Source organism: Phaeobacter sp. HF9A (assembly GCF_011806385.1).
Lineage (GTDB): Bacteria > Pseudomonadota > Alphaproteobacteria > Rhodobacterales > Rhodobacteraceae > Epibacterium.
The window spans coordinates 1-12,923 of the sequence record NZ_JAATOX010000116.1 but is presented as its reverse complement, the minus strand read 5'-3'; the positions used below and the strand labels follow the sequence as shown (position 1 = coordinate 12,923).

At 61.4% G+C, this 12,923-nt stretch carries 12 protein-coding genes and 1 pseudogene; 3 read left to right on the top strand and 10 right to left on the bottom strand.

Features of this window, described 5'->3' with window-relative positions; translation table 11 throughout:
• The coding region (locus HCZ87_RS16705; protein ID WP_254868680.1) for a ComEC/Rec2 family competence protein at positions 1-927 on the bottom strand (927 nt) is incomplete at its 3' end.
• Between the two features lie 223 nt (positions 928-1,150).
• On the opposite strand from HCZ87_RS16705, the gene gltX reads away from it, so the two are divergent.
• From gltX to HCZ87_RS16690, 3 genes are all read left to right on the top strand, one after another.
• Positions 1,151-2,551 (top strand): glutamate--tRNA ligase, encoded by a 1,401-nt coding sequence (gene gltX / locus HCZ87_RS16700; RefSeq protein WP_167645544.1) that lies wholly within the window; start codon positions 1,151-1,153, stop codon positions 2,549-2,551.
• 142 nt (positions 2,552-2,693) lie between these two features.
• On the top strand, positions 2,694-3,989 hold the full coding sequence (gene gltA, locus HCZ87_RS16695; protein WP_167645542.1) for a citrate synthase: 1,296 nt from the start codon (positions 2,694-2,696) through the stop codon (positions 3,987-3,989).
• Between the two features lie 157 nt (positions 3,990-4,146).
• Positions 4,147-5,532 (top strand): calcium-binding protein, encoded by a 1,386-nt coding sequence (locus HCZ87_RS16690; protein ID WP_167645540.1) that lies wholly within the window; start codon positions 4,147-4,149, stop codon positions 5,530-5,532.
• A 76-nt stretch (positions 5,533-5,608) separates the two neighbouring features.
• Here the strand turns inward: HCZ87_RS16690 and HCZ87_RS16685 are convergent, their stop codons facing one another.
• The 9 genes and pseudogenes from HCZ87_RS16685 to HCZ87_RS16645 all read right to left on the bottom strand — a co-directional run.
• Complete coding sequence (locus HCZ87_RS16685) at positions 5,609-6,388, bottom strand: enoyl-CoA hydratase-related protein (RefSeq protein WP_167645538.1); 780 nt, start codon at positions 6,386-6,388, stop codon at positions 5,609-5,611.
• 37 nt (positions 6,389-6,425) lie between these two features.
• The gene (locus HCZ87_RS16680; protein ID WP_167645536.1) at positions 6,426-6,986 is read right to left on the bottom strand and encodes a DUF2087 domain-containing protein; all 561 of its coding nucleotides are present in this window, start codon (positions 6,984-6,986) and stop codon (positions 6,426-6,428) included.
• Between the two features lie 184 nt (positions 6,987-7,170).
• Entirely contained in the window at positions 7,171-7,638 is a 468-nt protein-coding gene (locus HCZ87_RS16675) for a cytochrome c-type biogenesis protein (protein ID WP_167645534.1), read from the bottom strand.
• The gene (locus HCZ87_RS16670; protein WP_167645532.1) at positions 7,635-9,599 is read right to left on the bottom strand and encodes a heme lyase CcmF/NrfE family subunit; all 1,965 of its coding nucleotides are present in this window, start codon (positions 9,597-9,599) and stop codon (positions 7,635-7,637) included. The genes HCZ87_RS16675 and HCZ87_RS16670 overlap by 4 nt, the downstream gene beginning before the upstream one ends.
• Positions 9,600-9,671: 72 nt before the next feature.
• Positions 9,672-10,196: a holin family protein gene (locus HCZ87_RS16665; protein ID WP_167645530.1), complete on the bottom strand. Its 525-nt coding sequence runs from the start codon at positions 10,194-10,196 to the stop codon at positions 9,672-9,674.
• Between the two features lie 10 nt (positions 10,197-10,206).
• Positions 10,207-10,815: a holin-associated N-acetylmuramidase gene (locus HCZ87_RS16660; RefSeq protein WP_167645528.1), complete on the bottom strand. Its 609-nt coding sequence runs from the start codon at positions 10,813-10,815 to the stop codon at positions 10,207-10,209.
• A 98-nt stretch (positions 10,816-10,913) separates the two neighbouring features.
• Positions 10,914-11,357, bottom strand: coding sequence for a cytochrome c maturation protein CcmE (gene ccmE, locus HCZ87_RS16655; RefSeq protein ID WP_167645526.1), 444 nt, complete (start codon positions 11,355-11,357; stop codon positions 10,914-10,916).
• Positions 11,358-11,375: 18 nt separating this feature from the next.
• Complete coding sequence (gene argC, locus HCZ87_RS16650; protein ID WP_167645524.1) at positions 11,376-12,404, bottom strand: N-acetyl-gamma-glutamyl-phosphate reductase; 1,029 nt, start codon at positions 12,402-12,404, stop codon at positions 11,376-11,378.
• A gap of 85 nt (positions 12,405-12,489) precedes the next feature.
• Positions 12,490-12,923 (bottom strand): annotated as a pseudogene (locus tag HCZ87_RS16645) (aspartate/glutamate racemase family protein); the annotation flags it as partial.

Genomic DNA, 12,923 nt, shown 5'->3' with positions numbered 1-12,923 from the left:
GCTCAGCAGCGTTTCTGGCCGCCTGGGCAGCACCAACATCGCCGCCAGCGCCACCGCCCGCACCGAGAGAGCACGCCGGTCCAGCAGCACCGCGACCAGCATCATGGCGACCATGATAAACGCCCGCTCGGTTGCGACATTGCCGCCAGACAGCAGCAGATAGAAAAAACTCGCAAAAAGCGCGACCGCGGCGGAGATTTTCTTGACCGGCCAGCGCAGGGCAATAGCCGGCCAGAGCGCAAATCCCCGGCGCAGGCCCGCAAAAATCACCCCGGCAAAAAGCCCCATATGCAGACCCGAAATGGCCAGGAGATGGGCAAGGTTACTGGCGCGCAAATCCTGCGTCACCTGTTGCGACACGCCCGCGCGGTCGCCGGTGATCAAGGCCGCGGCAACGCCGCTGGTGCGTGGCGGCATCTGGGCACGCACCCAGGGGGAAATCCGCGCGCGCAGGCTGGATATCGGCAAATCCTCCGCCTCAGCGCTCATCAGCAGCGGCACCCGGCTATAACCCACCGCGCCGAGCTGTTGAAACCAGGCGTGGCGACGAAAATCAAACCCTCCGGGCTCCGCCGGGCCCTGCGGTGGCGACAGATGGGCGGTGGTCATCACCCAGGCTCCGGGCACCGGCGCCGCGCCCTCGAACAGGGACACACGCACCCGTGCAGGCGTTTGTGCGGGGGCCATATCGTCCAGGCGCACGTGACGTAACGTCAGACGCAGTGCATCAGAGGCGGAGCGATCGACGGCAACCACCTGCCCCTCGACAGCGCCGTAATACCGGAACTTGAGCACAGGTGCAGAGAGCAGATGCGCGCGCAGGCCCATAAGGCAAAGCCCAAGGGCGACCAGCAGCAAAGCGGTTGCCACCAGGCCAAGCACATCGCCCCGCCGCGTCCCCCAGAGGCAGAGCAGCGATACCGCCATCGCCGCCCCATAAACGGGTACAGTCGGCTCAACAGGGCTAAGAAAATAGAGACCAATTCCAAGGCCAAAGAAAACGGGCACCCAGGGAAACAGAGCCCCTCTCTGGGTTTGGATCATTGTATCAAGGGCGCTCCAAATGCGCACGCTTGCTCCCTGCCTTCTGGCCCGGTACACAGGCCCCAAACGTAGGCCCCTCAAGGTTTCCAAAAGGTAAATGCCCCACATGTCCCAACCGGTCGTCACCCGTTTCGCCCCCTCGCCCACCGGATTTCTGCATATCGGCGGTGCCCGCACGGCGCTGTTCAACTGGCTCTATGCCCGGGGACGTGGCGGCAAGTTCCTGCTGCGGATCGAGGACACCGACCGGGAGCGCTCCACCCCCGAGGCAACGGCTGCGATCCTGCAAGGGCTGTCCTGGCTGGGCCTGGATCACGATGGCGAGGTGGTCAGCCAGTTCGACGGCGCCGCCCGTCACGCCGAGGTTGCCCATCAGCTGCTGGCCGAGGGCAAGGCCTATAAGTGTTTCTCCACGCAAGAGGAAATCGCCGCCTTCCGCGAGGGGGCGAAGGCCGAGGGCAAATCTACCCTGTTTCAGTCGCCTTGGCGCGACACCCCCGAATCTGAGCACCCGGATGCGCCCTATGTGGTCCGTATCAAGGCGCCGAAAGAGGGCGAAACCGTCATTCATGACGAGGTGCAGGGTGATGTGACCATCAAAAATACGCAACTCGATGACATGATCCTGCTGCGGTCCGACCGCACGCCTGTCTATATGCTGGCCGTGGTCGTGGATGATCACGACATGGGCGTGACACATGTGATCCGGGGGGATGATCACCTCAACAATGCCGCCCGCCAGATGATGATTTACACCGCCATGGGCTGGGATGTGCCGGTCTGGGCCCATATTCCGCTGATTCATGGACCGGATGGTAAAAAATTGTCGAAACGTCACGGCGCGCTTGGGGCGCAGGAATACCAAGCGATGGGCTATCCGGCGGCGGGCATGCGCAACTACCTGGCGCGGCTCGGCTGGGCGCATGGCGACGACGAATTCTTCACCGATGAACAGGCGAAAGACTGGTTTGATCTGGCCGGTATCGGCAAGAGCCCGGCCCGCTTTGACACCAAAAAACTCGAAAACCTCTGCGGCCAACATATTGCAATTGCAGAAGATGCTGCGCTGCGGCAGGAAATCGAAGCCTATCTGGCTGCGGCAGATCAGCCTGCCCTCACGGCGGCGCAGGCGGATGGTTTGGAGCGGGCCATGCCCTGCCTGAAGGAGCGGGCAAAGACCTTCCCGGAACTCCTTGAAAAAGCCCATTTTGTGCTTGCGTCACGTCCTTTGGAGCGGGACGCGAAGGCAGAAAAGGCGCTTGATTCAGTATCCCTTGGTATACTGGGTGAATTGACGCCGCAGTTGCAAAATGCTAGCTGGACGCGAGACGATCTGGAGGCTGCCCTGAATGAATTTGCAGCGGCCAAGGATACGAAGTTTGGCAAACTTGCTGGCCCGCTTCGGGCCGTGCTCGCAGGCCGCGCGGTAACGCCTTCGGTCTTCGACATGATGATCATTCTGGGCCGGGACGAAACCCTGGCCCGGCTCAAGGACGTAACAGGCTGACACGCCCGCAGGGATCTGACGTTAAGATCTGGGTAAGCCCGTTCGGATAGGACTTCGCCTGCGCCGTTTTATCGGCGTTGGCGCCCCGCTGCGCGGACCGGGCCTGTTGCCCCTTCTGCGCCTGTAACAGGAAGGGACATCTATGACCGATACAGAAAAATCTGCCCAGCTCTCGTTGAATGGCGAAACTTACGAGCTTCCCATTTTCTCGCCGACCGTTGGGCCCGATGTTCTCGACATCCGCAAACTCTATAGTCAGGCGGGCGTCTTCACCTATGACCCCGGCTTCACCTCGACCGCGAGCTGCGACAGCACCATCACCTATATCGACGGCAATGCCGGGGTGCTGCTGCACCGGGGCTATCCGATCGATCAGCTGGCCGGAAAATCTCACTATCTCGAAGTCTGCTATCTGCTGCTCTACGGCGAGTTGCCGAGCGCCGCACAGCTGGAAGATTTCGAAACCCGCGTGACCCGTCACACGATGGTGCATGAGCAAATGCACAACTTCTTCCGCGGCTTCCGCCGTGATGCGCACCCGATGGCCACCATGGTCGGTGTGGTCGGCGCGATGTCCGCCTTCTATCACGACTCCACCGATATTGCGGACCCCTGGCAGCGTGAAGTGGCCGCGATCCGTCTGATCGCGAAACTGCCCACCATCGCGGCGATGGCCTATAAATACTCCATCGGCCAGCCCTTTGTGTACCCGCGCAACGATCTGGATTACGCGGCGAACTTCCTGCACATGTGTTTCTCGGTTCCGGCTGAGGAATATCACGTCGATCCCATCCTGGCCCGTGCCATGGACCGGATCTTTACGCTGCATGCCGACCACGAGCAGAACGCCTCCACGTCGACCGTGCGTCTGGCGTCCTCTTCCGGCGCGAATCCCTTTGCCTGTATTGCGGCCGGGATTGCCTGCCTCTGGGGCCCCGCGCATGGTGGCGCCAACCAGGCCTGCCTGGAGATGCTGAAAGAGATCGGCACCGTGGATCGTATCCCGGAGTTCATCGAACGCGCCAAGGACAAGAACGATCCGTTCCGCCTGATGGGCTTTGGCCACCGCGTCTACAAGAACACCGATCCCCGCGCCACGGTGCTCAAGCAATCCGCCGACGAGGTGCTCGAACTGCTTGGCGTCGAGAACAACCCGCTGTTGCAGGTCGCCAAGGAACTGGAGCAGACCGCGCTCAATGATCCCTATTTCATCGAGAAGAAACTCTTCCCGAATGTGGATTTCTATTCCGGCATCATCCTGGAGGCGATGGGCTTCCCGACCTCCATGTTCACCCCGATCTTTGCGCTCTCGCGCACCGTGGGCTGGGTGTCCCAGTGGAAAGAGATGATCGGCGACCCTCAGAACAAGATCGGTCGCCCGCGCCAGCTCTACCTCGGCGAAGACCAGCGCGACTATGTGGATATCGAAAACCGCTAAGCGCAAGAAAAACGAAAAATTGGAAACCGTCAGCCCAGGCTGGCGGTTTCTTTTTTAGAAACAGACTATTTTCACTGTTTTGCCGTAAAGCCACCGTGATACATTGACCCGCGCGCGATAACGCTTAATATTTCGTTAAATATTGGGGAAAATGTATATGCTGTATCTCATTTTTGGATCGCTCCTGCTCGCAGGCGCATTTGTTGCGATAGATGGTGACGACGACACCGATGATGTGGTGCAGGATACCAATGAACAATTCGGCGGTGACAAGAACGATCTGCTGACTGGGACAGATCAGAATGACACGTTGATCGGCGGCAATGGCGACGATCTCATCTTTGGCCTCGGTGGCGCGGATGAGATCCACGGCGACGCTGGCAATGATGATCTGCGCGCCGGCGACGGCGACGATCTGGTGCGCGGTGGTGGCGGTGACGACACGCTGAACGGCGGCGACGGCAACGATTGGCTCGATGGCCGCGCCGACAATGATCTGCTGTACGGTGGCAACGGCAACGACACGCTGGGCGGCGGTTTTGGGAATGATACGCTGCGCGGCGAAGATGGTGACGATGCGGTCTATGGCGAGGACGGCGACGATTCCCTTCGCGGTGGCGAAGGGAATGACACGCTGTCTGGCGGCACAGGCAACGATACGGTGTTGGGCCGTAGTGACGACGATTTGATCGGCGGTTGGGACGGGGATGACCTCCTGTTTGGCGACGACGGGGATGACACCGTCTTGGGGGACGCGGACAATGACACGCTCTTTGGTGGCGAGGGCGCTGATTTCCTTCTCGGCGGCACCGGCTCAGATGAGGTAAGCGGCGGCACTGGTGCCGATATTCTGGAAGGGGGTAGTGGCGCAGATATCCTCTCTGGAGATGAGGGCCTCGATATTCTCCTGGGCGAGGAAGGTGACGACGATCTGAACGGCGGGGCTGGCAACGACTTCCTGAGTGGTGGTTTGGGTGATGATGCGCTCGCCGGTGGCACTGGCGCAGATGGGCTGCACGGTAGCTATGGCAGTGATACCTTGAATGGGGGCAGCGGAGACGATCTGTTGAATGGGGGTGACGTTATCCGCGAAGGCGGTCCAGCCAGTACGATCGAAGGTCGCGAGGAATTCCTAAATGGCGTGGCCCCCAATTCCATCGGGGATGCCACCATAACGATCTTTGACGACAAGACAGTGGATGAGTTGAATGGCGGCGCCGGAAATGACACGCTGATTGGCGGCGCGGGCGACATCCTGACCGGTGGCCAAGGCGATGACCAATTCACCGTCGGTGACTGGCTCCAGTCGGGCGAACACGCCAAAGTTACCGATTTTGACGGCAGCAGCGATATTCTGGTCTATCGCTATGACGAAGGTGCCGAGGTTCCGGTCATGGGCTTCGAAACCGTTCTCAATTCAGATGGCAGCCTGGATATCGAACTTCAGGCCGATGGCGAAACCGTAATAATTATCGAAGATCTTCAAGGTAATTTCAGTTTGACGGACAATGTCGTGTTGCAACCACAAACAGCATCGGCGTAACCGATTAGAAATCTATCTTCACGAAGGAAAACCGCCCCTCTGGGGCGATTTTCTGCAATCACAAGGTCGGGAAATGTCAGCGCCCTTCAAACTCCGGCTTGCGCTTGGCGACAAAGGCGGTGACACCTTCCATAAAATCGCGGCTGCGCCCGAGTTCCCCCTGCAAATGCGCCTCCAGGGACAGCTGGTCTGCCAGGCTGTTGGTGGTGGATTGGCGCAGGGCCTGTTTGATCGCGGCAAAGGCCAGCGACGGGCCGGTGGCCAGATGATGCGCGCGCGATTTCCAGTGGCTTTCGAACTCTGCGTCGGGCACCGCTTCCCAGATCATGCCCCAGTCGCTGGCCTGCCGGGCCGAGATCTTCTCGGCAAAGAGCGCGGCGCCCATGGCCTTGGCCAGACCAATCTGACGCGGCAGGAACCAGGTGCCGCCAGCATCAGGCATCAGGCCAATCCGGCTGAAGGCCTGTAGAAAATAGGCGCTCTCGCAAGCTATCACCACATCGGCGGCCAGCGCCAGATTGGCCCCTGCCCCGGCGGCCGGTCCGTTGACAGCTGCAATCGTTGGCACCGGGCAATCATAGAGCGCCTCCAGCATCGGGGTGTATTCATCCCGCAAGCTACGTTCCAGATCAATCTGATTGCCGCTGGAGGACGCATCCTTGAGATCCTGACCGGTGCAAAAGGCGTTGCCCGCCCCGGTCAGGACCACGGCGCGCGCCTCGGTCGCGGCGGTTTTCAACGCATGGGTCAGCTCGGCCCGCATCTGGCTGGTGAGCGCATTCATGCTCTGTGGCCGGTTCAAGGTCACCGTGGCGAGCCCATTGTCGAGCGAATACTGAATGTCGCGATAGTCCATGCGTGAAAATCCCTGTTCGAGTTATGCGCATGTTGACCTAAGCACTCGACCTGGGAAAGACAAACGCCGCGTCAGCTGTTTCTTGCGGTCTTGCCGCTTTTTCGCGCTCTGCCAGATGCGCAAGCAGCGCCGCCGCCTGCGGATCCATCGGCGTCTCGACCCGTGCATAATCGGACCCGTCGGCCCGTCGCGTCATCAGCCGCATCTCGATCAGGCTGCGCCGGATCTGGGCGGCGTCGCGAAACAGCGTTTGCTCGTCGATCACCGCGCTGATCTCGCGCTCACTCCAGCGCTGGCGGGCGGGCAGCCGTGCCCAGATCACCCAGAGACAAAGCTCCCGCAAGCCGCGTTTTGTCGGCCAGCTCTTCCAGCGCCCGTCGTCATCGAAATACCGCGCCGCACGGGCGATGCGTTTCTGGTCGATCATGGGCGTGGGCGGGTGCTGCGCGCGCAGATGCTGGAAGTTGCGAAACCCGGCGGCCTTGGCCACAAGGTTGAGCATCTCCACATGGCCCGGGCCATCCGGCAGCGCCGCGCGCAAATGTTTTGAAAATTCCGACACATCCGGGATGGTCAGGCGGATCACGTCCTTGGACATCATGTCCTCCGTCACTGAGGGATGCCTGGCACGCCGTGGCGCGCGGATGTCCGCCCTTATCCGAAGGCACCCCGATCAGGAGAGACCAACAAGGATATCAATCAAGCGCAGGTTTAGCGTCTGGCGGAGCCTGGGTGAACTGCGGACCAATGCTGTGATAGCAGATGTGCGCGTGTGCGGCAATTCACTCTTTCAGGATCTCCTGAAGCCGCGCCTCTTCCTCAGCGCTGAGGCCCTTGCCCGCCTGTTGTGGCTCTGCCGCTGCCCGTTTGCGCAGATACAGCAATGCAATCAGCAGCGCGATCGCCAGCATCAGCGGCCCCGCCGCCCAGAGCAGCCAATTGGCGCCCTTGGTGGTGGGCTTCAGCAGCACATATTCGCCATAGCGATCCACGATAAAAGCAATCGCCTCTCCGTCACTGTCGCCCGCCTCCAGCCGTTCGCGCAGCAGGATGCGCAGATCGCGGGCGAGGTCGGCATTGGATTCGTCGATGCTCTCGTTGCGGCAAACCAGACAGCGCAGCCCCCTGGACAGCTCCCGCGCCCGGCTTTCCAGCACCGGATCATCAAGCACCTCGTCTGGCTGCACCGCAAAGGCGGGCGTCAGGCTCAGCAGCAGAATGGCCAGGGCGGCCCGGATCAGGCGGGTCATTCTGCGGGCACCCCTTCAGTTGGCGCCTTGCGCGCCCCGGCCGCAACGCGGAAGCGACGATCAGAGAGGCTCAGCAGCCCGCCAAAGGCCATCAGCAGACAGCCGCCCCAGATCCAGTTGGCAAAGGGTTTGATATAGGTGCGCATAGTGAAACCGCCGCCCTGCTGCGCATCGCCAATCACCACATAGAGATCGCGAGTGAAGCGATAGTCGATCGCCGCTTCGGTGGTGGGCATGGCGGCAACCGGATAGACGCGTTTCTCGGGATAGAGCGTGGCAACCTCCCGCCCGTTCCGGGTGACGTCAACCACCCCCATGGTGGTGAAATAATTCGGCCCGCGCCCCTCTTCAACGCCGGTCAGGGTGAGCTCATAGGAGCCAACCATAAAGGGCTCGTTGAGATTGGCGACGCGGATATCCTCCTGCTGCCAGGCGGTGAGACCGGCAATGGCGAAAATCGTGATCCCCAGCCCGGCATGGGCGCAGGCCTTGCCCCAATCGGCGCGCGGCAGCCGCATCAGGCGCGAAAGTTTACCCTTGCGCCCGGCCCGTTGCCACAGATCCACCAGCGCGCCGCAGACCACCCAGGCGCCCAGCAAGGTGCCGACCGGGCCAAGGAGGCTCTGGCCGCTTTGAACGGCCCAGGCCAGCCCCGCCAGCGCCAAAGACAGCACAAAGGCATAGCGCAGCGTCCAGCAGATCTTGCCGATCTTCGCACGTTTCCAGGGCAGCATCGAGCCCACCGGCAAGATCAGACCAAGCGCCACCATGAAGGGCGGGAAAGCGGCATTGAAAAACGGTGCCCCGACCGAGAGTTTGCGGCCAAAGCCCATCTCGGCCACCACGGGCCAGAGGGTTCCGACAAAGACCACAAAACAGCTCACCGCCAGCAGCAGGTTGTTCACCACCAGCGCGCTCTCGCGGCTGACCATGGAAAACACGCCCTTGGCCTCCATCGCCTGCGCGCGCAGGGCAAAGAGCAACAGCGCGCCACCGGTGAAAAACGCCAGGATCAGCAGGATCGCCACGCCGCGCTCCGGGTCGTTGGCAAAGGCATGCACCGAGGTCAAAAGCCCCGAACGCACGATGAAGGTGCCGATCAATGAAAAGCCAAAGGCCAGGATCGCCAGCAGGATGGTCCAGCTTTTCAGGCTTTCGCGTTTTTCCACCACGATGGCCGAATGCAGCAGTGCGGCAGACAAGAGCCAGGGCATGAAGGAGGCATTTTCCACCGGGTCCCAGAACCAGAAGCCGCCCCAGCCGAGTTCGTAATAGGCCCACCAGGAGCCAAGCGCGATGCCGATGGTAAGAAAGATCCAGGCCGCCAGCGTCCAGGGGCGCACCCAGCGCCCCCAGGCCGCATCGACGCGCCCCTCGATCAGTGCCGCCACCGCGAAGGAAAACGCCATCGAGAGGCCGACATAGCCGAGATAGAGAAACGGTGGATGGAAAGCGAGGCCGGGATCCTGCAACAGCGGGTTCAGATCCTGCCCGTCAAAGGGCGGCTGTTCCAGTCGCAGAAACGGGTTCGAGGTCAGCAGGATAAAGCCATAGAAGGCAACACCGATCGCCGCCTGCACGCTCAGCACACGGGCCTTGAGGGTCGGCGGCAGCCCACCGCCAAAGAGCGAGGCCGCCGCGCCAAACAGGCTGACGATCAGCACCCAGAGCAGCATGGAACCCTCGTGATTGCCCCAGGTTCCGGCGATCTTGTAGAGCATCGGCTTGGCGGAATGGCTGTTCAAGGTCACCAGCCGCACGGAGAAATCCGACGTCACAAAGGCCCACATCAAGGCACAAAAGGCAAAGGCGGTGAACAGGAACTGCGCCTGCGCCGCCGGTTCTGCCACGGCCATCCAGCCGGGCCAGCGCTTATGGGCGCCGATCATCGGCACCACCATCTGCACGATGGCAATCATAAAGGAGAGGATGAGGGCGAAGTGACCGAGCTCTGTAATCATGTCTCTTCCTATAGCGGTCTCATCGGGCAGCGCCAATCACATTTGCCGCGTCCAGCCGCCGCAGGGGGGAGCTCAGGATACGCCGCTGTTTTGCCAATCCGCGAGGGCCGGATTTGTGTCCTGCGCGGGCTTTGGCGTGGCGGTGGCTTCCAGCTGTTCAATATTCTCAATCACCTGCGGCACCCGCGCGAGGCTGCGGGCTATGCCCTCGTGAAAGGCTTGCGTCTTGGCCTGGCTGCGGGCGCCAAAATAGAAGGACACAATTATCCCAAGGAGCCACCACAGGGGCTCCGGCACCAGCGCGATGCCCTGCATGCGGGCAGAAAACCAGATCGGATCAAACAGCGCCGAGCCCATCAGCGCCAAGGTTCCCAAGGCCAGCAAGGGGCGCGGCAGGCGATTGACCCCATCCATGAAGCGATCAAAACCGCCTTTCTGCGTCTGCGAAAACTCCGCCGCAAACTGCGCCAGCGCCGCGCCTTGCAGATCATGCGCCCGCACCGCGGCCTGTTCGCTGTTTTCGCGAAAGACCTCGACCGTTTCGCGCACAAGATTGCGCCGATCCCCAAAGAAGAGCTGCCAAAGACCTGAAAACATGGTGTTCTCCCTAGCTCCACTGTGCAGTTCGGGCGGCGAATTCCGCGGCGCTCAGATGATAGCGGGGCGAGATGAACTCCTCGGCGCGTTTGATCCAGCCGCCTTTGCCGCCTGCCCTTGTGCGGGCGTATTTGCGGCTTCTAGGCCGACGGTCGGCAAGATCGAGGTAGTAGTTGCGCCGCGCGATCCCATAGGCATCGACCAGCGCCGCCATATTAACCTGCCCCGCCGCCTGCGCTGCCTTGGCGGTCTGCGGCCCCATGGCGCCATCCACCGCCACGTCATAGCCCATTTCACCAAGCAAGCCTTGCAGGATCCGCACGCCATTGGCGCCAGCGTTGACGGTCATGTCAAACACGCTCGCCTGGAGCGGCTCCGGCAGCAGATGCAGGCGGGGACGGTGGAAATATTCCTTGAGGAAGATCTCGACCGCCTTTTGCTGATCCAGCGCGCGAACATCCTGTGCCGTGACCGCGCCGTCGCCGGTCAGATCAAGGCCAAGCCGCCGCAGGGTGTGAATGGTGACGCCGAAATTGGTCGCGCCGCCCGGATCATCGGGATCATTCACGTAACCGCCTTCCCGGGCCACGATCTCGCGGGCGATTTGGGAAACATCCATAGGTCGTCCTCCACCAGGGGTATGGTGAAGAGACTAGCAATCCGGTCTTGCGATCCGGTGGGTGGCGCGTGCGCCGGGGGGGCAACGGGGGGCTGCTGTTAGCTGTCGCTCTCGCGATAGACGCCCTGTTCCTTCAGCGCGTCGGTGACTTCCTTCGGCATGTAACTCTCGTCATGTTTGGCAAGAATTTCAGAGGCTTCAAAGGTGCCGTTGACGTATTTCCCAGTTCCGATCATGCCCTGGTTCTCGCCAAAGAGATCGGGCAGCACGCCAGCGAAACGCACCGGCACCGTCGCGCCACCATCGGTGACGGAGAAGGTCACCACCTCGCCCTGACCGCGCTGCAAACTGCCCTCTTCGACCAGACCGCCCAGGCGGAAGGTCTCGCTCGGCAGTGGCGGCTCTTCCATCACCTGGCTGGGAGAGCGGAAATAATTGATCCCGTCGCGCATGGCATAGCCGATCAGAACGGTGGCACCGACAAGCGCCACCGTGGCCAAAGCGATGACCTGGATCCGCCGCTGTTTCTTGAGGGACTTCATTTCCGCCTCCGGGATGATTTACGGGAACAGCGGCGCCATCATCAGCCCCGTTGTTTCCTCCTCACCTAACATCAGGTTGGCGTTCTGCAAGGCCTGACCGCTGCTACCTTTTGTCAGGTTATCCAGCGCCACGATGACAATGGCCCGCCCCGCGATGCGATCCGCCGTCACCCCGATATGCACGAAGTTGGAGCCGCGCACATGGTGGGTCGAGGGTGCCTGACCAAAGGGCAGAAGCTCGATAAAGGGTTCATCTTTATATGCGGTCTCAAACGTCTGATAGATCGTCTCCGCATCGCCCTTCACATAGGTGGTGGCGAGAATCCCGCGATTCACCGGCAGCAGATGCGGGGTGAACTGGACCTGCACCGGCCGACCCGCAAGCCGCGAGAATTCCTGGTCAAATTCGCCCAGATGCCGATGAGTGCCGCCGATCGCATAGGCGTTGTAGCCTTCGCTCAGTTCCGCATGCAGCAGGTTTTCCTTGAGCGCCCGACCAGCACCCGAGACCGCGCATTTCATGTCGAGGATGATCTCGTCCAGATCAATCACCCCGGCGGAGATCAGCGGGCGCAGGGCAAACTGACCGGTCGCGGCGTTGCAGCCGGTGCCAGCCACCAGCCGCGCCGCGGTGATTTCCTCGCGGTAAAATTCGGTGAGCCCGTAGACGGCCTCCTCCTGCTGGGCCAGCGCCGCATGCGGGTTGCCGTACCATTTTTCGTAGTCCGCCGGATCGCGCAGCCGGAAGTCAGCCGAGAGATCAACGATCTTCAGATCACCGGGCAGCTTGGCGATCACCTCCTGGCTGGTCTTATGCGGCAGCGCACAAAAGCAGAGGTCGATCTTGGAAAAGTCGATTTCCTCGATTTTGCAAAGCGTTGGCAAGGACAGGTGACGCAGATGCGGAAAGACATCGGCCATCTGCATGCCTGCTTTGCGTTCGGCACCAAGGGCGGTGATGGTGATATTGGGATGCTGAGAAATCAGCCGGATGAGTTCGGCGCCGGTATAGCCGGATGCGCCAAGAATTGCCACGTTGTGGGTCATGTCGAGACCTCTAATAGTCAGATGTATCGGGAAGCCCGCGCGACGCGCGGGAGAGAGATCAGCTTGGGCGGGAGGTTAGGAAACCTCAGGCTGCAACAAAAGAGATTTCTCGTCGCAAGAACTGCGTGGCGCGGCTGCTGACGCGCGAGGGGTTGCCGGAGGTGAAATAGCCACCCGGCCCGGTGCCCAGCATGTCAGGATGACGGCCCAGATAATGCGCAAGACTTTCGGCCACGAGGTTGCCCTGGCTGAACACCTGCACATCCGCGCCGAGCGCGGCCTGAAAGGTCTCTTCCATCAGCGGGTAATGGGTACAGCCCAGAATGGCCGCCTGTGGTTTTGGCATCTTGCGCAGGAGCGCATCGACGTGGCTTTTGACCAGCGCCTCGGCCAGGATCATGTCGCCCTCCTCGATCGCATCGACAACGCCGCCACAGGCCTGCGCTTCGACATCAACACCAATGGCGCGAAAGGCAAGCTCGCGCTGAAAGGCACGGCTGGCGACGGTCGCCGGGGTGG

What these genes read in the sequence shown, in the direction of transcription:
- gltX (WP_167645544.1), top strand. Translation starts at nt 1,151, where the DNA reads ATGTCCCAACCGGTCGTCACCCGTTTCGCCCCCTCGCCCACCGGATTT.
- ccmE (WP_167645526.1), bottom strand. Translation starts at nt 11,357, where the DNA reads ATGAAGTCCCTCAAGAAACAGCGGCGGATCCAGGTCATCGCTTTGGCC.
- HCZ87_RS16670 (WP_167645532.1), bottom strand. Translation starts at nt 9,599, where the DNA reads ATGATTACAGAGCTCGGTCACTTCGCCCTCATCCTCTCCTTTATGATT.
- argC (WP_167645524.1), bottom strand. Translation starts at nt 12,404, where the DNA reads ATGACCCACAACGTGGCAATTCTTGGCGCATCCGGCTATACCGGCGCC.
- HCZ87_RS16665 (WP_167645530.1), bottom strand. Translation starts at nt 10,196, where the DNA reads ATGTTTTCAGGTCTTTGGCAGCTCTTCTTTGGGGATCGGCGCAATCTT.
- HCZ87_RS16680 (WP_167645536.1), bottom strand. Translation starts at nt 6,986, where the DNA reads ATGTCCAAGGACGTGATCCGCCTGACCATCCCGGATGTGTCGGAATTT.
- gltA (WP_167645542.1), top strand. Translation starts at nt 2,694, where the DNA reads ATGACCGATACAGAAAAATCTGCCCAGCTCTCGTTGAATGGCGAAACT.
- HCZ87_RS16660 (WP_167645528.1), bottom strand. Translation starts at nt 10,815, where the DNA reads ATGGATGTTTCCCAAATCGCCCGCGAGATCGTGGCCCGGGAAGGCGGT.
- HCZ87_RS16690 (WP_167645540.1), top strand. Translation starts at nt 4,147, where the DNA reads ATGCTGTATCTCATTTTTGGATCGCTCCTGCTCGCAGGCGCATTTGTT.
- HCZ87_RS16685 (WP_167645538.1), bottom strand. Translation starts at nt 6,388, where the DNA reads ATGGACTATCGCGACATTCAGTATTCGCTCGACAATGGGCTCGCCACG.
- HCZ87_RS16675 (WP_167645534.1), bottom strand. Translation starts at nt 7,638, where the DNA reads ATGACCCGCCTGATCCGGGCCGCCCTGGCCATTCTGCTGCTGAGCCTG.